This window comes from Thermosporothrix sp. COM3 (genome assembly GCF_059696735.1).
This window is the reverse complement of record NZ_AP019376.1, coordinates 1,679,883-1,697,977: the sequence shown is the minus strand read 5'-3', so window position 1 is coordinate 1,697,977 and position 18,095 is coordinate 1,679,883. Positions and strand designations below refer to the sequence as shown.

Below are 18,095 nucleotides of genomic sequence, written 5' to 3'. Positions count from 1 at the left end.
GAATCCCCCTTTCTCTCATTTTAAGAAGAGTGCATGGGCGCTGGCGTGTGGTGCTTGTGTTTATCCGATGCATCATGCATCATCTCTTCCATATAAAGTGCCATTTGCGTCAGTGTATAGGGGCAATCATTTTCCAGCCACCATGCAATAATAGATATCAGCGCGCCTGCATGGAATTGCGCAAAGAGTGGAAGCGGCACATTGTGTTCCCATTTCTTCGACTCTGTGTGTTTGGCTTCAATAAAATCTGCAAGATAACCACGCAGCAGCCGATGAAACTCACTTACACTATTTCCACAGAGCATCAGGCGGTAGAACCGCTCATGTTCCAGTACATGTGTAAGAAGCAATTCATAGCGGTGAAGTGATGTTTCCTCCGGGGTTGCCTGTATTTGTTGTCGCATCTCTTGCTGAAGGACCTCATGCATACTGCGCATGCCTCGCAACAGCAGGTCATACTTATCCGTATAGTGTTTATAGAATGTGGTGCGGTGAACCATTGCGCGATCACAGATATCTTTGACGGTGATCGCATCGAACGCCTTCTCCGCCATGAGCTCAGTTAGCGCTTCCCAGAGTAATTTCTGTGTGCGTCTGACCCTCAAGTCGGGCGGTTCAGGGAACGAGTTCATAGACATCATCTCCGCTTGTGTTGATTAATCGACATTTCTGACACATCTGTTTCTTGATCTTCTCCGCATTTCGGACTATAGTAAAAGCAGCGACACTTGTAAAGATAGTATACACCTGTCGAAATTCGTTTTCAAATCAGGAAAGGAATCGTATGACACAGCAGATAAACCTGATATCCCCCGCCTTTAAGGCGAATCCATTCCCAGTTTTTGCTATGTTGCGTGCTCAGGCTCCTGTAATGGAGTATGTCTGGCCTGACGGTCAGCGGCGTTCGTGGCTGATTACCGGCTTCAAGGAGGCGGAAGCCGCACTCAAGGACCCGCGGATTGTGAAGACGGTGCGCAGTGTGTACTCTCAAGAGGAGCTGGCAGAGAAGTTTCCCTGGGTGCTGAACCAGACGGAAGAGCAATTGATGCTGAACCGGCATATGCTTAACGCTGATCCTCCCGACCACACGCGCCTGCGCACCCTGGTGAATCTCTCTTTTACCCCTCGCCTGGTTGAGCAGTGGCGTTCGCGCATTCAGGAGATCGCCGACGAGCTGCTAGACGCCGTTCAAGAGCGAGGTGAGATGGATGTAATCGACGATCTGGCTTTCCCCCTGCCGATTCGCGTTATCTCCGAAATGCTCGGTGTGCCCGATGAGGATCGCACGAAATTCCGGTATTGGTCCAATATTATCGTTGAAGCAACCGGTGATCCACAGGCGTTTGAGCGGGCTGCTGATGATATTACTGCTTTCACGCGCTATGTGCATGATCTGGTGGAAAAGAAGCGCAATGATGAATCTGATGATCTACTCAGCAAATTGATCAGAGCTGAGTCGGAGGGACAGAAGCTCTCCAAGCACGAGCTTGTAGCGATGGTGTTCCTGCTTATTGTGGCAGGACACGAGACCACGGTGAATTTGGTCGGGAACGGCATCTATGCACTACTTCAGCATCCCGAACAATTAGAGCTACTGAAGCAGCATCCTGAGCATATTAAAACGGCAGTAGAGGAATTTCTGCGCTATTACAGCCCGGTAATGACGGCTACTCAGCGTTGGGCTCGTGAAGATATGGAATTAGGCGGACAGCAGATCAAGCGCGGTGACAACGTATTGATTGTGCTTGCGGCGGCAAATCATGATGAGCATGAGTTCGCGGAGCCGGACAAGCTCGATATCACCCGAAAAGAGAATCATCATCTGGCATTTGGTAAGGGAATTCACTATTGTCTGGGTGCTCCACTGGCGCGCCTTGAGGCCCAGATTGCTGTGAACACGCTGCTGAAACGCATGCCGAATGTGCGTCTGGCTGTTGATCCTCAGCAGGTGCAATGGCGTCCGGGTATCTTGCTGCTTGGTTTGAGCAAGTTGCCTGTCACTTTTTAGTATCGTCACTGTCAGATAAAAGTGGGTATATTCCCAGGCTGAAATGACACCACTACGTAAAAAAGGTGAATTGTTTCCCTGAAAAGAGGAGTGGTGAGCGGGCTGCATGTCGCTGGCATGCAGCTCACTTATTTTTGGCAGAGGGAGCACGGTTTAGATATGGTATGCTATAAAACAGGAGTATTGTTATGTGTCTGCTGTATCTGTATAGAAAAAGGAGTACACAATTTTTATGAAGCGCTTCTCTTGTAAAGCCTTTCTTTTCGATCTGGATGGTGTGCTTGTTGACTCGAACGCAGTTGTTGAACGGGCGTGGCGGCGGTGGGCTGATCGCCATCAGATGAATGCCGAGGAGCTTTTATTGACTATTCATGGACGGCGTGCTGTCGAAACGATCCGTGATGTTGCACCTGCGCTCGATGTGGAGGCTGAGGCACAATGGCTCTTGCAGACTGAAATTGAAGATATAGAGGGATTGAAGGCGCTCGACGGTGCGGCAGATTTGCTTGCTTCCCTGCCTCCTGAACGGTGGGCAGTTGTCACATCGGGCACGCTCGCGCTGGCAAAGGTCCGGTTGGAAACGTGTGGTCTGCCCTTGCCGCGAACGTTTGTCACAGCCGAGCAGGTGCGCAACGGGAAGCCCGATCCCGAGGGCTATTTGAAGGGGGCGGAGCTTCTGGGCGTTGATCCGACAGAGTGTATTGTATTTGAGGATGCTCCGGCGGGCATTGAGGCGGCTCGGAAAGCGGGTGCGAGGGTTATCGGAATCACGCATACCTACCCGGCTGCGCAGCTTCAGCGGGCACATGCCTGTATCTCGACGTTGCGGGCGCTTCAGGTGCGGGATGATGGTGAGCACTTTGAAGTACAGTGTGAAGATATCAGGCAGATTGCATAAATACAGCGAGCGAGGAGGCGGTCATGTTCTGGTTGACCGCCTGCTTTTTTACTGTTGGGCGAGGAGCTTTTTGAAGTAGGTCCATGACGTTTCGTTTGGACGGGTGAAGGTGCGCGGAGCCTCTTTATACTGTGGTTCATGCTGCTCCACATAAGCGCGCAGGTGTGATGGCAGGTCTGCATAGCCGTTCGCCAGCTTGTAGCCTCGGCACTGATAGACAAGGTTGCCCGGGCGGTCGGCCATCTCCATCCACGGGAGCCACGGACCAATGCGCGTCCATGAGAGATGGCAGGGAACCGAGGGCAAATCCTCATTTTCGAGGTCGCTTGTTTTCACGTAAAACTGGAATAATTCAGCACCCTGATAGAGATCATTCTGCGAATACTGCGGGTAATCCTTGCGCGAAAGTGGTGACGGGTACGTGAGGAAAATATCCAGATTCCAGCACTGTATATCATCGCCGACTGGCGTGACAGGAACCGTGAACGGGCCTCGCGGGCCGTTGAGCAGCATTTCCTGATTGACGGGATCATTCCAGACATGCACTACGCGCACCTCTTGCTCGGTGAATGGGTTCTGCCAGCGCTCCAGAATCTCACCGGTGCGTGGGTCTTCATAGACCGACACCTCACGTGAGAGATGCTGATAGCCGCCTTCAACCGGCACAAAACGACTGATATTGTAACCTTCAAAGCGGAACAGCGGCTTGTTTTGCACTCCCGGAATCATACCGTAAATTGAGCCGCTCCAGTAAAAGACGACATCTTCTTGCTTGAGTGAGCCGCGCAGTTTTACAAAGTGTGTGAGCATCTGTTCAGGATTATTCAAAGAATTGGACTCCTTTCATACTGCATAGAGCGGGTCGCTTGCTTCACCAGGAAAAGAGCAAGCGACCCGGGTGTGTTAGCGTACGGATTTGATTCGCCAGACCAGCACTGCGCTGAATAGTGCAAAGATCGCACCGACGACAAAGAGCGCGCTATAGCTTCTCTGCGTAAGAGCAAGCACGCCTGAACCGATCATTGGTGAGAAGATCTGCGGGAGCGCCAGGGCCAGGGCGATAATGCCGATGTCTTTACCGCGATCCTCTTTGTTCGGAAGCACCTGCGTTGCCAGGGCAGTATCAACGGCAAAGAAGGCACCATAGCCGATACCGAGCACCACGGCCCAGATTTGCACTGCGATCCAGCTTGTTGCGAAGGCCGGAATCAGGAAGGAGATCATGACCAGCAGCGCGGCGGCTGTGACAACCGGCTTGCGGCGCTGGAGCTTGTCCGAGATGATACCACCGACAAACGAGCTGAGCAGCATGGGAACCAGCAGTGTCGACTGGAACGCCAGAATCCCATCATTGACGGTTTTGCCCGGGAACAGTTTCTCATATTGCAGTACATCTTTCAAGTAATACTGTAAGAAGGTTGTGACCGCAAAGTACCCGAGGAAGAGAAGCAGGCGGGTGACAAAGGCCCAGGCAAAGTCTGGATGCTTGCGCGGTGAAACCCAGAATTTTTTCAGAAAGGCGCCCAGTTGGAAGGGAGGCACCTCATTTTTGCTGATTGGTTTCTCGCGGTATACCAGGGTAAACAGCAGGACCATCACAAGGACGATGCCCATCAAAACGTAGTACGCGCTGAGCTGGTTCTTCTTAAAAATAACAGCAACAATAATACTACCGAGTACGGCTGCCAATGGTGTCGCCAGCCCGACATAGCTGGAAAGCAGGCCGCGCTGTTTCCTGGGAATGCGGTCAGGGATAATGGCTTGCAGCAGCGTGGTGATTGAGTCAGCAAAAAACTGCACCAGGAACCAGCCGAGAGCAAGCATCCAGATAAGCTGTGAGTTCGCCATGAGGAGCAGGGACAACGCGACACAGACGGCGCTGATGAGCATCCAGAAACGGCGGCGGCCCAGGCGGGCAGTCGTTCTATCACTGATCGCGCCAATAATCGGGGCCGCGATGACCGAGGCGATACCGCCAACCGCTTCAACCCAACCAAGTGTGATCTCGGAGGTGTGGGGGTCAAGCATGCGGATTTGCAGCGGCAAAAGCATAATAACGGTCGGCAGGATCGTCAGATGTCCACTGATAGTGGAAAGAAAATAGAGGATCTGGAAGGGAAATGAGACCTTCCGCTGTTCGTCTGTTTCTTCTGGCGGCGTAGAAGAGTGTGACGTGGGTAGAACAGTTTCAGCCATAAAGGAAAAAGTCCTTTCCAGTAAAAAAGGATAAAATAAAAAATCGCGGTATCGGCTTTATAGATTTTCTCCGCTGGCTTCTCTAGATATAGCAGAAATACTGATCTGCCTGGATGCCTGCATACGGAGAGGAAAGAGCAAGCTATGTGAACCGTGATCAGGCGCTCTTTCCTCTCCACATATAGTGGCGTGTGTCAGTCACCCATTGTCGGGTTACTGCTCCTTGTTGGGCGAGAGCCAAATGCGAAGAGCAGGCGCTTCCCGAGCGGTGTCTGACATTGTGGAAGAGCGACTTGCTTTCCTCGGCGCATCGCTTCGATATAGATAGAGATCTGCTCGACCTCGTTGCGCGTCTGAGCAAGTTCTTCGCTATCGCGTGCCAGCCTCTCATAGCGGGCAAGCAGGTTGTTCAGCGAGCGGCCTATCTGCCAGATCACATCATTCGAGTGAACCGGAGCGCGTACGGCATAATTGCCCTGAGCAGCCTCTTTATGGACGTGAAGAATCTGAGCAATGCCAGCCTCAAGGCGCTCATGTTGCTCTGCCAGTTGCATCGATTGTTCGGCCATCACCTGCCTCGCTGCGATGAGCTCTTCTGCTCTATCTGCCCGCAACAGGGTTCGCTCCATTGTTGCCATACCGAGCCAGCTTACCAGTGCAACCGTGAACAACACGATTGACGGGCGTAAGATGATGATAAAGCGTCCGCTACTCTCGATTAACTGGTGCGTTTCGGGTGGGACGCTGCCGAAACAGACATGCCAGATAATAAAGACTATATCCAGTATGACGAACGGAAAGATCATCGAGCGTGGCAGAAAGAGACTTCCTATCAGGAGTGGATAGACGAAAAAGTCATAAGCGGCAAAAAGATCAGCACCGTTCCTTTTCGACATAACAAAGGTGATCACGCACATGACAACAATCATAATGCAGCTTATGAAGATCGTTCCCGCTATTTTTGTCCTGTTTGCTCGATTGAGCCAGCTTACGAGGGCAAGGATGGGCACAAACGAAAGAACCAGCGGAATGCTGGGCAGGGGGTTGCGAAACGCCAGGATCAGATCAAAGCAGAGGAAGCAGGCAATGACGAAAAGACAGTAGCCAAGAAGCTCCGATTTGCGTAGCTCTGCCCGTTTGAATGGACTTGACGTTGTCAGTTCGTCACGTGGCGGTGCCGTAAGATTCAGCCACCATCCCCAAAAGCCCTTACGTGGCTCTACTAGCGGCTGAACCCCCATCTGAAAATAGTCCGGTTTTTGATCCATACATTGTCCTCTTCAGTATCAGTGGAATCTCTATTGAAGAGCGCCTGACAAGAATGTTGCCGCTCTCCCCCGTTTTGAGCGGCAACAGATATCGCAGAACAGAAACTTCAACAGGAGTTGAACAGTGCCTCATGCACTTTTTTCGTTTTGCGATGGTGGTGTTACACAGGAATTATAAACAGATTGGGGAAAAGAAGTCAATGGAATAGGAATGGGTTACACAGGATTTTAACAAATTTTTAATATCATCTCTCGGGAAAGAGGTGAATAGCGCTTGCTTGTTTCCATATAATGAAGAGGCGCTACAGGTGATTGTGCTGCTCTATTGCTGTGGGATCGCTCCAGGAGATTACTTGAAGCCCTTGAATTGGTATCGCTCCTTTCACCAGAATATGAGGGATACCAGAAAAGAACCCTCTTTGAAGTTTTCGCTGCACTAGGAGATCATACCAATCAAGTGTTTGTTGTGGGACGGTGCTCAATTCTCTGTAGTTACTGTGATCGAGCCATTCTACCTTTTCTTCAAGAATTGTCTCCGGAGATGGGCCAATGCTATCATAGTAGATAGCTGTTGGTAGATCACGAATATATTCCAGTGGAATGCGAAGAAAGGCCTTGTCTGGAGATACAGGTATACTGCGATATTGTAGTTCATGGTAAATGTAATAGGGGTGCAATGGCAGGCAGAAAATCACATCATTCCAGAGGCAATTCAGGCGCGGTATCCGCAGTGACGGGAGTTTTTTTCGAGCAGGGGTGTCATTGTATTTCTGGATCTCGCGATCATAAAGAGCAGGGTACAGCTCTTTGAGCATATTCAGCGGATACAAAGTGTCGCCTTGCAGTGCAGGTGAACAACAATGATAGATTGCAGGCATAGGTGGTCTTCCTTTCCTTGCTTGTATTTTCGGGGGTGCAGTCGAATTATCCCTTTCAATATATGATACGCCTGGACATGAACAGCAATGGCCCTTTGACATTTCCATTGATGCCTGTTGTGCTTGCGAACATCGGCTCCTTATGATGGAAACGCCTGTAACGCGTCTTGGTCAGAATATTTTCCATCTCTTACAGGGACAAAAAATTGCATCATCCATCGCTGGCTGTCCTTCCAGGTCGCGATAATGCAGGATGCCATTTTCGCTGTGATTCTGTTCCTTGATCACAATGGTATTGTGCCTTATAGGGAACGCGCGGATGCTGATCCCTCTTCCTTCGCCTTTCCGATCGGATTCGAGATCCCGCTGCCTCTTCCTTCGCTTGCGCCAGCCCTTTCTGATCGAGTTCGAGATCCCGCTGCCTCTTCCTTCGCTTGCGCCAGCCCTTTCTGATCGAGTTCGAGATCCCGTTGCCTCTTCCTTCGCTTGCGCCAGCCCTTTCTGATCGAGTTCGAGATCCCGCTGCCTCTTCCTTCGCTTGCGCCAGCCCTTTCTGATCGAGTTCGAGATCCCGTTGCCTCTTCCTTCGCTTGCGCCAGCCCTTTCTGATCGAGTTCGAGATCCCGTTGCCTTTCCCTTCACCTTCGCCTGGCTTTTCTGATCGAGTTCGAGATCCCGCTGCTTATACTGCTCGTGGTGCTACTCAACAGCTTTCAGTCGATGCGCTCTACCTCAGGTTGGGAATGCCAGATAGCGTGATCTGGCTATTTCTGGTGCTCTTGCTCGCTTTTGTGCTCGATTGTGTACAGCTTTTCCCGTTCGTACGAGAATGGAGGCGGCTTCATAACGTCAGAATATCGAGAGTATAGATAGTCGAGATAGTGGAATGGTTTCGCGAAACCATATCGCTACGAGACCATATAGAACCAGAGTGTGTCAGAGTGTTAGCAATTTCCGATAGTCGGGAGCTTGAAAAAATTCGCTGGTAGGGTGAGGGTAGCTAGAGGAACAGCTTACTCGATAGTGGAGATTCTGTGATGTACCAGATACTGATGGATAGCCTGGTCAAGTAAGCAAGAAGCTTCGAGGCTTGCAAGGGAGATGTCCGAGTCGAGTAAGCGAGAAGTTTCGGAGAGCAGTTCCGGGTGAAACGGAGCGATATCCGAGCCAAGTGAGTGAGAAGTTTCAGAGAGCAGTTCCCGGTGAAAAAGGGGGATAGCCGGTCAAGTAAGCAAGAAGCTTCGAGGCTTGCAAGGGAGATGTCCGAGCCAAGTGAGTGAGAAGTTTCAGAGAGCTGTTCCCGGGCGAAACGGAGCGATTTCTGATAGTCTGGCGTCGACGTTGAACGAGTCGTATGGCTGAAGGATGCATGCGAAACGAACGGCAGGTGATGGTGATAAACGGTTTTCATCCTGGACAATCCACAATGCCAAAAATAAAGAAGCAGCCAGGGGAGGGACCGCCTGGACTGCTTCTCGACGTCAGCCTTCTGAGGCATGACAGTGAACGACAAAGAACCCTGTTCGTACCGAAAACAGGGACCTGCTCTATGAGAAACTATCTGTCTGCTAAGAGTTCCTCACGAGAGCTCAGTTGCCCGATAGAGTTCTGCCATACGTGCCGCTTCTGCTCGCTCTTTCTTTTCAAGATCGAGAATCCAGCGCAGAAAAATGATGCTGGCAATCACGATAAAAAGAATGCTACCTGGTATCCACATCAACGCCCCGCCCAGATGCTGATCTACAGCGGGATCAAGCAGCTTCGTAGGATTGTTGATATAGACTGAATACAGCGGCGGCATCAGTGTAAGTCCAGCGCTCAACAGGACCATTGGCATATCATTTGAAAAGATATAGAGCAGTTTTGCTGCAATATTGAGTGATGGCAAGGCTTTTGTTGCTGGCGTCAGGAGTGGCCACCAGAACAGAGCGCCTGTTATCAGGAACAGGAATTGCGCTAGAAGGTGCAAGTACGTGTTTTGCATCATCGCGTTAAGAATTGGCTGTGCGTGCCAGAGCCAGAGGTTCCCGTTGAACAGGAACGTAGTCACAAAGATATTCGTCAGCCCTTTCATGACAACGCGTATAGAACGGACTTCCAACGCAGCCTCAATCAGCCATGCAGGCAAACCAAGCACAAGCAGTGGAGCCGCGACAAGTGCCAGTAAAAGGTGTTGTGCCATATGCCCGGTAAAAAGCATATGCGAAAAGCTATTCAAGGGCGAAACAAGCGCAATAAAGATCACAAGCAGCCCGAGTAAAAAAGAAATGAAGCGCCCTTCTGGCATTCGAGCCGCGAGTTGTCGCCGCTGTCGCCACGGCCCTATCATGTAGAGATATGAGCCAAGCAAGAGCAACAACCCGAGGATAAGAAGCGGGTGCCAGTTCCATTGCAAAGCGAGTGTTCCGTGCTCATGGGTTGGCATTGACATTCTCACTTTCTATGTCGGAATAGGACATGCGATCGTGCAACGAAGAAATCATAGAAAGTTTTCACTTTTTTGTCTATTGGGATGAATACCTATTTTTTACCTGATCCCGATCCTGAACATTGGAGCGTGCCAGGAGTGGAGACGCACCAGAGAAAGTAAGCTGGCGTGCTTATTGGGCGGGCTTGATACCGGCAACAAAGGCACGATGCAGGTAAAGATGCAAACAACTTGTCTGGAAGCCTGCTTCCTGGAGGCCCTTGAGAAGCTGTTCGAGTGGCATCGGGTGATCTTCTTTTTGCCGAAGCTCTTCAAAAAAGGCATTTTCGGTATCCTGGGAAGCAGTCAGGTGATTCCACATTGAAAGATAGAGCGCTCCAAATGGCTCAGGCTTTATCTCAACGCGATCGATCAGCAGAAAGATACCACCAGGGGCGAGCGTTTGTGCAACAAAACGAAACACTGCTTGCTGTTCTTCGTATGTCAGATGATGCAGAGTTTGTACGCTGAATGCAAGCTGATAGGTCGCTGTCGGTAGCGTACATTCCTGAAGCGTAGCAAGATCATGTTGTATAAGCGTACATTGGGCTTTGTAAGATGTAAGGCGTTCTTGTGCGAGATCGAGCATTGCACGCGATGCATCGATCCCTACAACCACGCTCTCCGGACGGCGTGCGAAAAGTAGTTCCTCAATCTGGCCTGAGCCGATGCCCAGATCAAGGATATGTGTCCCTTTTTGGTACAGATCGGCGATAAGCGAAACCAGGATCTCAATTTGTTCTGCCCGTATCGGGTTTCGGATAAGCGCTGCCTGGTCCCAATAGCGCGCAAATTCGGGATTGTCCCACTGATCCTGCATCGTTAAAAATCCTTTCCTTGACTCTATTTCAATTCTGAGAAGTAGTATGGATGGTAAGAGGTGTGCAAAGCGTTTGCGCCCGACGTTTTGTCTGAGCGCAAACGGAACGACAGTATAGCAAAAAGTCATGCAAGCTGCAAAGAGCCTTTTTTATCGCTGACGTGGGCGCTTCCCGAAGCCGCGAATCTCTGTAAAGCGCAAGAGTATGCCTCGCTGACGAAACTGAGCGATTTCCGGTGCTGTCCGCAGATGAGGTGGTAATTCCAGATGCCGCAGGGATGGTAAATGCAGGAGCGGCGTTATTGTTGTCAGCTTCGGGCTGGCAAGGATTGCGAGACTCCTTAGTGCTGGAAGGGAGGCGAGCGGCTGAATGTCTGTTAGTTCTATCAAGCCAGTGAGCGTGAGAATGCTTAATTGTGAGAGGGTAGTTAGTGGTGCCAGATCAGTGATAAGTGGTGTACCCGTGAGGGAAAGCTGTGCCAGTCGAGTAAGCCCGGCAAGCGGTGTCAAATCTCTTATATGCTTGCTTAAAAGAGCAAGGCCAGTGAGTGCTGATAGATGTGTAAGGGGAGTGAGATCACGGAATGTGCCTTTCAGGACAAGCCGCTGTGGAAAATGCGGAATCAATTCCAGCACATGGATCTTTTTCAGCGAGCGAATCTGATGTACAAAGAGCGCAGGGCGTCCATCCCAGCTTATCATGCGGACACGGGGTTGCAGCGCGTTGAGCGCCTCTCGACTGTGCAGCCATGCATATTCCTGCTGTATTTCCGGTCGCTTGTCTGCTTGATACGCTTGCAAGGAGTGAGTATCATGCATCACAGCAAGCGCACGCATACAAGCAAGCGTCGTTTGCACATCTTGCGTAGGATTATAGAGCAGCAGAGCTTTCAAAGGTGCTCCGACTGCCGCAAACAGGTATGCTTCGTCGAGTGTTTCAGGCAGTATGACTCTCTCTTCCAAATGGTACTCTCCCTTTCAAAAATGTGTGGCTTTTGCCTTCCTGTTCTTCTGTCAGCGAGCCAAAACGGATAAAAGCGGTAAACCGCTCGCTTGCTTCTCTATGGGCAAACTTTCTTTGCTCTCTCATAGAGAGATATGCTAGCGAGACATGAGAGAGCTATACATGTGGGGTGCTGTATTTCCAGAAACCTCGATGCCTGGGAGAATAGAATGAACGCGCTTTGTATTCTGGTTTTCCGAAACCGGAGGATCTGGCTGAAGTTTGTCTTTTGCTGAGCTGAGACTATATAAGAAGTGTTCTATGTGTGAGAAATGGAGAAAATTCGTGATGAGAAGCCTGATACAGGCTATTGTGATAGATCTGGGTAGCGTATTGTTGCAGATTGTAGACTGGCGGAAATGGGAGTGTCTTTTACAGCTTCCTGGCGGTGAACTATCTCGCTTGCAAATCAGCTTGAAGAGGCACTTGGGCGCTCCCTTACTACTGTGTCTGTGCCGTTCAGAAGCAGTACGGGTTGAGTGGAGCGCAATGGGATGAATGGTTGCACGATATCGGCGATGATGAGCATTTGAACGAGGGACTAGCTCCTTATTTCCGTACACTGCGCTCTCGATATACGCTTGTTGTACTTTCAAATAGCGATTTGCATGCGATGGTTACGCGAAAGTTCGGCCTGCATACCCTGGTGCATCAGATATTCTTTTCGGTTGAAGAGGGACTTGAGAAGCTGGATGCGCGGCTGTATCAACGCATGCTTGATCGTTTGCCACTGGCTCCCGAGGCGACTGTTGTGCTGGATGATCAGAAAAGACACCTCGCAACAGCACGGAACCTCAGGATGCATACGCTTCTCTTTCGTGAGACAAAACAGGCAATTGCTGAACTGAAAAGTGCGCTCCAGGCGTGAACCACATTTTTCTGGAAAAGATGTCAAGTTTTGGGAGCAAGCTGCGATATACAGAGAGGAACAAAAAGGAGTCTGAAGTAGATGTTGAGCGAGGCTGTTGTCAGTTTGCCGCCGACGCGTCACTATACTCTGGATATGTTGTTAACGGGCGAGAGAGCCTGGTTTGTGTTCTGGCACGCAGGATCAGAGCGTGAGCATGAGGGACTGCCTGTATTGCTCAGCCGTTTCCAGAGTAAAACGAGTGCGGAAACACCTGATATTCTGTGCACTACGATGTGATTAAGGTGATTGTTGTTTATTAGAGTGGATAGCGCCTCAATGAGGCAGGGAATGAGTGGCCTGAAGTTGCTCTATTCCCTGCTCTGATGCGATCTGGTCATTGTGCAATTTGGAAGGGTATATATATGAATAGTTTCCCTATAGAGATCGAGAGTTGCTCTATGCCAGGACTGTGCGTTTGTAGTTCAGGTAGGAGTTGATTACCTGAAAGCCCGCTTTCTCAAAAAGCTGATGTGCATTCGTCTGGCTGTTGCTATCAACATTCAGACGCACAGTGGAGATACCGCGTTGATAGAATGCCGAAAGTGTATGTTGCAAAAGCTGCATTCCAATGCCTCGCCGACGCCAGGGACGCCGAACACCAAGATGCATGATTTCGCCAACATTATTCACGATTTCGCCCAGACAACAGCCTGCAATAGTAAGGTGTTCCCAGGCAACAAGCCACAGCGATGCATTAAAGTGAGGCTCATTCATATGGAAGCGCCGACACCACTGTTCGTATGTACGGGGTTCCTTACCCCGCTCATCTAAAAATGCCTCCTCATCAGCTTCGTAGACGGCCTGTTCATCCCAACCTACTACAAATGGGCGAATATCGATATCTGGTATAGGTTCAGCAAGCGTTGGCGGCCCGTTCAAGTCCAGTTCTCTAACCTGAAAAATGGAGCTAAGCTCATAGCCTGCCTTTTCCAGCATCCGTTGAGCTGCTTTTTCATGCTCCCAAACCTGGGCGAGAAGCGTCCCGGGGTGTATTTCCAGAGCACGTAGCAGTCGTGTGCCGATACCGCGTCCCTGCATATCCGGACGAACCCAGATTTTCGGGACAAATTGCTGTAGAACAGGAAAGCTTTGTAGTTCTGCGTACCCGATGGGCTGTCCATCGAAAGAAAGAGCAACCCACGCCTCTCCATTTGCTGGGATTGCCCATTGACGCACTAACTCTCGGTCTATCATGGTTGCAGGCCGAATAGTGAGTGCATCATATAAAGGCTCATCTGTTTGCATCGATTAATTTTACTCCTTTTGACTGCTGGCCGGCATTGGTTTCAATCTTACCTCTGTTTTGCAGAATATATGATGGAAAGCCTTTTGTCTACTAAGATGACCAAGAGGTAGGAATGGAGAGGTGAGAATATGGGAGAAGCTGCCTGTGGAGCGAACCGACAGGCAGCCTTTCTCTTTTAGTCGATTCGTACCACGATGGCTGTACTATTATCCGGGCCGCCATTCTCATTTGCACGCTCAATCAAGTATCGGCTGCTTTCCTGTGGAGGATATTGAGTTACGATAGTATATATTTCTTCTTCACTGACCTGTGTATGCACACCATCAGTACAGAGGATCAGTGTATCACCGCTTTGAAGATCAACCGTTGTTGCATACACATCGACATCGGCCTGAGTACCCAGGGCACGGATGATCATATTCCGATTTTTGGTACTCTTTTTGGCTTCCTCGGCTGTCATTCTGCCCTGACGAACCTGTTCTGCAAGCCAGCTATGATCTTCTGCTATTTGATGTACCTGCTGGTCTCGAATGAGGTAGGCAAGGCTATCTCCGACATTAGCTAATATGAGGGAATTATCCTTGATGACTGCTGCAACGCAGGTAGTCCCCATACTTTTGGGCAGTGTTCTGGTATCTTTCTGGCGTTCAACCTCATTGACCTGGAAGATTTTCTGATTTGCGAGCTTGATGGCGTGGACGAGCGAGTCTGCAATATTCTGATTGGTATTATAATAAACTTCTTTGATTGTTGTAACAGCTAAATCACTTGCTCTCGCTCCAGCATTATCATCACCCATACCATCAGCGACTACGACAAGGCTTCCTTTTTTCTCTCGCAGGTTACTTTCTTCCGGGATAACGGAGAGCATCTTATCTTCGTTCACCTGGCGTTTTAACCCGATATCTGTGTTCGATGCGATCTGGACCTGGAAGGGGCTATATGTCTGTTCCTTTGACCACAACTGTTTGAGTAATTGTGCATATTCAACCGTGATACTTTTGGCAAAATCATAGAAGACCAGGCACCAGAAACGGAAAAACGTACCAGATTCATCGCTTTGGAGCGCTTCCAGGCAACAATCACGAAACGTAAGCTGCATTTCGGCGCCATACTCCTGCCGAAATGAGCTTGGATAAGCGAAGAGCAGTAGCTGATAGAGTTTCTGAGACCAATTGAGCAATTGGAGAGATGTTTGCATGCTTTGAGGTTCCCTTCATGGTATGTGATACGCTGTTTTGCTCAACGATGTAGTTGTACAATTGAGAGCATTGGAGTGTTGATAAATGGCTGACTCTGCTCAACCGAGAACGTGTTTTAGCTGTGCAATGGAAACGAGTTGTGCGAGCCGCTCTGCTTCAGCATGAAGCACTCGTTGTCCAAAGCCTGTAAGCCGATAGTAGCGACGGCGTTCATTCCCGTGTTGAGGGTCTGCTTTCTCTCCTGTTTCCTCAATTAGCCCGCTCGATAGCATCCGTTTTAGTGATCCGTAGAGTGTTCCTGGACCCATATGAACTGTGCCCTTGGTTCTCTCTGCAATTTCTTGCATAATCCCGTACCCATGTCGTTCGCCATCGCTGAGAGCCAGAAGGATATGGAAGACAGCTGGCGTAAGAGGTAAAAGGCTTTCGGGATCTTTTTTTCGGCTATGAATAGTATGACCTCCTTTCGTTGTATCGGACTCCTCGCAGATAAGCGTATGTGCCAGAGTTTGTTGCACTTGCTATATTAAAGCTGTATATATCCGCAATGGATATATCTGTACTCGATAGTATAGCTTTGTATTTGATAGTTTGTCAAGTTCTCAATGAGAATGCTGTCCAGGACCAGAATATTTGTCCAATGTCACAAAGAGAACCCTGGTTTCGCGAAACCATTTTTATATCTATTATTTGTCTGTGACATAGAAGTATTTCGTTCTAGTCTGATTTTATCAGATAGTAATCCCATTCTATAAAGTCAGTAATATATACGTTATTCAAAATGGGTTAAGAGGCGCCAGTCGTTAGAGCAATCTTTTATAGTGACATATAGTGACATCTGATTTCGCGAAACCACCGCAACCACCTCGTTTCCGATAGTTACTCTTGATAGTTACGCTTACCAAAACGATGAAGCTTTGGTTTCGCGAAACCGGTAGCGGACAGGAGCATTTAAGCTTCTTTTCGTTTTCTATCTCTGGCAGTTCTTGACCCTGTTTTTGTATACTACAATAGTTTTTTTAACAGAAGAACATGTGGATCTGCTATGTCTATAAGTGAGGAAATATTCTATCTGTAAGAATTCATGTAAAGATTTATAGAAGAGAAGCTAGAGAACAGTGGTTTCGCGAAACCAACAATTGAAAGAGACAGCTGTAGAGTTGCTTCCCCATACCTACTTCAAATGCATCCGGCCAGGCAGGCGGTACGGATGAGCCAGTTGAGGTGCAGTGGTGTGATGTCGTTGGGCTGGTTGGACGCTGCTACTGTATAGTGAAGCGGAAACTGTCCCGTTTGGATTAGAAGTAGTACCACAGGCTCACAAGGACTAACGTGAACTCTTCCGCACGCAAAAGGTGTGATCTGTGCCTGAGCTTCACAGGCGTATCTGGCAAAGAGATGTGATAATGTTTATTAATTATCACAGGCTGTATTGTGATGAAGATATTTGCGTCGTATATTGCAAGTTCCTTTTGGTCATGTTCTTTCTTAGAACGCATTGAAGATGCTGAATGCCTTTTTACTTCCTCTGCCATTCACAACAAGCTTTTAAGATATTAGATGTATCCAGGCCACCCTGCAAATTCTAATAAGATTTAAGACGCGTAGTGGTTTCGCGAAACCAGAAACTGGAATTCTGGGGTTGGAGCGATTTAATATTATGTAGTGTTTATAGTCTGCTATCGATGGAGCCGAGATGGGACTGGCTTCTAACTTCATGGCACAATATTTGTTTCTTATCTTTTGTCCTACCGAGTAATGAAACAAGCTATAGTTTCGCGAAACCATAGCTGTAGGGTTCAGACTAACGTAATCTTGATCTAATTTGCAAAGATCTTGGTTTCGCGAAACCAGAAAGTCTCGGGTATATCTAGAAACGCAAATTAGCAGTATTCGCTATAGAGAATAGCGGTTTCGCGAAACCAGAGTTTAAACTTTTAAGAGGACTGGAAGCGGCGATAATCAAGCATTATGCCCATACTCACCCTTCTCCTTTGTCCTTTATATTCCTTAGTCTGAACCCCACAGCTATGGTTTCGCGAAATTATAGCTTGTTTCATTTCTGACGTACATCCATTTACTTTACTGCTGACTCTAGTTGGCTGAGTTCGATGTTGACCCATGCGTTGGTAATAAAGCACGAAATAACGAGTAGCTTCCAGATGTTATTACTTTAGTAATAACACTATCTTTTTGTAAGGAGATCTGAAAGATGAAGGCTGTAGTGTATGTGGGTTCTGGCCAGATAGATGGGCTCCATTTACAGGAGGTAGAAGAGCAGAAGCCACTCACCGGAGAAGTGCAGGTGCGCTTAAAAGTAGCGGGTATCAATCATCGGGATCTATTTCTCTTAGAATCGAAGAAAGAAGCTTTCTTTCCAGGGTCAGATGGTGCAGGTGTTGTTATAGCAGTTGGGGAAGGAGTGACAAATATACATGTGGGGGATGAAGTAGTGTTAAATCCCAGTTTGCGCTGGGAAAAAGCATCCGAGGTGCCAGCTGTACCTGAGATTCTGGATGGGACCTTTGCTGAAACAATCGTTGTTCCAGCAGAAAACGTTGAACTCAAACCGAAGCATCTTTCCTGGGAAGAGGCAGGTGTATTGCCACTCGCAACATTAACTGCATATAGAGCTCTGTTTACCCGTGCTCGCGTGAAACCAGGTGAGCATGTCTTAATTCCTGGCATTGGGAGTGGCGTGGCAACTATCACTCTGCTTCTTGCAAAGGCTGCTGGAGCATATGTAACCGTGACCTCGCGAAGTGCTGAAAAACGAGAGCAAGCTTTGAGGTTAGGGGCGGATTCTGCCTTTGATAGTAGCGGGAAATGGGACTTGAGTAGAAAAGTGGATGTCATTATTGAGAGTATTGGTTCCGCCATTTTTGAACGATACTTCTCTGTCTTACGTGAGGGGGGCCGCATTGTCTCGTTTGGGGCAACAACTGGTGATAGAGTAGAGATACCTTTGCGTACATTCTTCTTCCAACAGTGGAGTATGCTTTCTACTTCAATGGGAAGTCGGGAAGAGTTTCAGGATTTGCTTCGCTTCGTTACTCAGCATCGATTGCGTCCAATTGTTGATCGAGCTTATAAACTTGAGGAGGTCAGGCAGGCCTTTCAGCGAATGCAAGCAGGTGAACAATTTGGCAAAATCGCTTTTCTGATCGAATGAGATCTGCGTAGGAACTATTGTAGAAAG

General features: G+C 48.9%; 17 protein-coding genes. 6 read left to right on the top strand and 11 right to left on the bottom strand.

Features of this window, described 5'->3' with window-relative positions; all coding sequences use genetic code 11:
• Positions 1 to 20 precede the first annotated feature (20 nt).
• A complete protein-coding gene (locus KTH_RS07360; RefSeq protein ID WP_497617542.1) occupies positions 21 to 632 on the bottom strand; it encodes a TetR/AcrR family transcriptional regulator in 612 nt (203 codons plus the stop codon).
• 152 nt (positions 633 to 784) lie between these two features.
• Here KTH_RS07360 and KTH_RS07355 point away from each other — a divergent pair, with 152 nt between their 5' ends.
• Together KTH_RS07355 and KTH_RS07350 are read left to right on the top strand one after the other, a co-directional pair.
• The gene (locus KTH_RS07355; protein WP_497617540.1) at positions 785 to 2,008 is read left to right on the top strand and encodes a cytochrome P450 family protein; all 1,224 of its coding nucleotides are present in this window, start codon (positions 785 to 787) and stop codon (positions 2,006 to 2,008) included.
• Positions 2,009 to 2,240: 232 nt separating this feature from the next.
• The gene (locus tag KTH_RS07350; protein WP_497617538.1) at positions 2,241 to 2,906 is read left to right on the top strand and encodes an HAD family hydrolase; all 666 of its coding nucleotides are present in this window, start codon (positions 2,241 to 2,243) and stop codon (positions 2,904 to 2,906) included.
• 48 nt (positions 2,907 to 2,954) lie between these two features.
• Here the strand turns inward: KTH_RS07350 and KTH_RS07345 are convergent, their stop codons facing one another.
• The 4 genes from KTH_RS07345 to KTH_RS07330 form a co-directional block, all read right to left on the bottom strand.
• On the bottom strand, positions 2,955 to 3,734 hold the full coding sequence (locus KTH_RS07345) for a DUF1838 family protein (protein ID WP_211326336.1): 780 nt from the start codon (positions 3,732 to 3,734) through the stop codon (positions 2,955 to 2,957).
• A gap of 75 nt (positions 3,735 to 3,809) precedes the next feature.
• Entirely contained in the window at positions 3,810 to 5,102 is a 1,293-nt protein-coding gene (locus KTH_RS07340; RefSeq protein ID WP_111325276.1) for an MFS transporter, read from the bottom strand.
• 194 nt (positions 5,103 to 5,296) lie between these two features.
• Positions 5,297 to 6,370, bottom strand: coding sequence for a methyl-accepting chemotaxis protein (locus KTH_RS07335; protein ID WP_111325277.1), 1,074 nt, complete (start codon positions 6,368 to 6,370; stop codon positions 5,297 to 5,299).
• 302 nt (positions 6,371 to 6,672) lie between these two features.
• Entirely contained in the window at positions 6,673 to 7,248 is a 576-nt protein-coding gene (locus KTH_RS07330; protein ID WP_111325278.1) for a group-specific protein, read from the bottom strand.
• Positions 7,249 to 7,838: 590 nt separating this feature from the next.
• Between KTH_RS07330 and KTH_RS07325 the strand changes: the two genes are divergently transcribed.
• Entirely contained in the window at positions 7,839 to 8,117 is a 279-nt protein-coding gene (locus KTH_RS07325; RefSeq protein ID WP_497617535.1) for a hypothetical protein, read from the top strand.
• Between the two features lie 710 nt (positions 8,118 to 8,827).
• Here the strand turns inward: KTH_RS07325 and KTH_RS07320 are convergent.
• From KTH_RS07320 to KTH_RS07310, 3 genes are all read right to left on the bottom strand, one after another.
• Positions 8,828 to 9,679 carry a cytochrome c oxidase assembly protein gene (locus KTH_RS07320; protein WP_111321700.1) on the bottom strand — a complete coding sequence of 284 codons (852 nt, stop codon included), beginning with the start codon at positions 9,677 to 9,679 and terminating at the stop codon, positions 8,828 to 8,830.
• Positions 9,680 to 9,848: 169 nt separating this feature from the next.
• Positions 9,849 to 10,535 (bottom strand): class I SAM-dependent methyltransferase, encoded by a 687-nt coding sequence (locus tag KTH_RS07315; protein WP_170142534.1) that lies wholly within the window; start codon positions 10,533 to 10,535, stop codon positions 9,849 to 9,851.
• A gap of 150 nt (positions 10,536 to 10,685) precedes the next feature.
• Positions 10,686 to 11,498, bottom strand: coding sequence for a leucine-rich repeat domain-containing protein (locus KTH_RS07310; RefSeq protein ID WP_111321704.1), 813 nt, complete (start codon positions 11,496 to 11,498; stop codon positions 10,686 to 10,688).
• A 515-nt stretch (positions 11,499 to 12,013) separates the two neighbouring features.
• Between KTH_RS07310 and KTH_RS07305 the strand changes: the two genes are divergently transcribed.
• Both KTH_RS07305 and KTH_RS07300 read left to right on the top strand, forming a co-directional pair.
• The gene (locus KTH_RS07305; RefSeq protein ID WP_111321708.1) at positions 12,014 to 12,406 is read left to right on the top strand and encodes an HAD family hydrolase; all 393 of its coding nucleotides are present in this window, start codon (positions 12,014 to 12,016) and stop codon (positions 12,404 to 12,406) included.
• Positions 12,407 to 12,487: 81 nt separating this feature from the next.
• Positions 12,488 to 12,685, top strand: coding sequence for a hypothetical protein (locus tag KTH_RS07300; RefSeq protein ID WP_111321710.1), 198 nt, complete (start codon positions 12,488 to 12,490; stop codon positions 12,683 to 12,685).
• Between the two features lie 159 nt (positions 12,686 to 12,844).
• On the opposite strand, the gene KTH_RS07295 is transcribed toward KTH_RS07300, so the two are convergent.
• The 3 genes from KTH_RS07295 to KTH_RS07285 form a co-directional block, all read right to left on the bottom strand.
• Positions 12,845 to 13,693 (bottom strand): GNAT family N-acetyltransferase, encoded by an 849-nt coding sequence (locus tag KTH_RS07295; RefSeq protein ID WP_111321712.1) that lies wholly within the window; start codon positions 13,691 to 13,693, stop codon positions 12,845 to 12,847.
• A 176-nt stretch (positions 13,694 to 13,869) separates the two neighbouring features.
• Complete coding sequence (locus KTH_RS07290) at positions 13,870 to 14,895, bottom strand: PP2C family protein-serine/threonine phosphatase (protein ID WP_111321714.1); 1,026 nt, start codon at positions 14,893 to 14,895, stop codon at positions 13,870 to 13,872.
• Positions 14,896 to 14,994: 99 nt separating this feature from the next.
• Positions 14,995 to 15,414 carry a PadR family transcriptional regulator gene (locus KTH_RS07285; protein ID WP_281279030.1) on the bottom strand — a complete coding sequence of 140 codons (420 nt, stop codon included), beginning with the start codon at positions 15,412 to 15,414 and terminating at the stop codon, positions 14,995 to 14,997.
• A 1,694-nt stretch (positions 15,415 to 17,108) separates the two neighbouring features.
• Here KTH_RS07285 and KTH_RS07280 point away from each other — a divergent pair.
• Positions 17,109 to 18,068 (top strand): zinc-binding dehydrogenase, encoded by a 960-nt coding sequence (locus KTH_RS07280; protein WP_111321718.1) that lies wholly within the window; start codon positions 17,109 to 17,111, stop codon positions 18,066 to 18,068.
• The last annotated feature ends 27 nt before the right edge of the window (positions 18,069 to 18,095 follow it).

Bases quoted from the DNA above. Each gene is read 5' to 3' on its own strand.
- KTH_RS07360 (WP_497617542.1), bottom strand. From the start codon at position 632: ATGAACTCGTTCCCTGAACCGCCCGACTTGAGGGTCAGACGCACACAG.
- KTH_RS07355 (WP_497617540.1), top strand. From the start codon at position 785: ATGACACAGCAGATAAACCTGATATCCCCCGCCTTTAAGGCGAATCCA.
- KTH_RS07350 (WP_497617538.1), top strand. From the start codon at position 2,241: ATGAAGCGCTTCTCTTGTAAAGCCTTTCTTTTCGATCTGGATGGTGTG.
- KTH_RS07340 (WP_111325276.1), bottom strand. From the start codon at position 5,102: ATGGCTGAAACTGTTCTACCCACGTCACACTCTTCTACGCCGCCAGAA.
- KTH_RS07335 (WP_111325277.1), bottom strand. From the start codon at position 6,370: ATGGATCAAAAACCGGACTATTTTCAGATGGGGGTTCAGCCGCTAGTA.
- KTH_RS07330 (WP_111325278.1), bottom strand. From the start codon at position 7,248: ATGCCTGCAATCTATCATTGTTGTTCACCTGCACTGCAAGGCGACACT.
- KTH_RS07320 (WP_111321700.1), bottom strand. From the start codon at position 9,679: ATGTCAATGCCAACCCATGAGCACGGAACACTCGCTTTGCAATGGAAC.
- KTH_RS07315 (WP_170142534.1), bottom strand. From the start codon at position 10,535: ATGCAGGATCAGTGGGACAATCCCGAATTTGCGCGCTATTGGGACCAG.
- KTH_RS07300 (WP_111321710.1), top strand. From the start codon at position 12,488: ATGTTGAGCGAGGCTGTTGTCAGTTTGCCGCCGACGCGTCACTATACT.
- KTH_RS07295 (WP_111321712.1), bottom strand. From the start codon at position 13,693: ATGCAAACAGATGAGCCTTTATATGATGCACTCACTATTCGGCCTGCA.
- KTH_RS07290 (WP_111321714.1), bottom strand. From the start codon at position 14,895: ATGCAAACATCTCTCCAATTGCTCAATTGGTCTCAGAAACTCTATCAG.
- KTH_RS07280 (WP_111321718.1), top strand. From the start codon at position 17,109: ATGAAGGCTGTAGTGTATGTGGGTTCTGGCCAGATAGATGGGCTCCAT.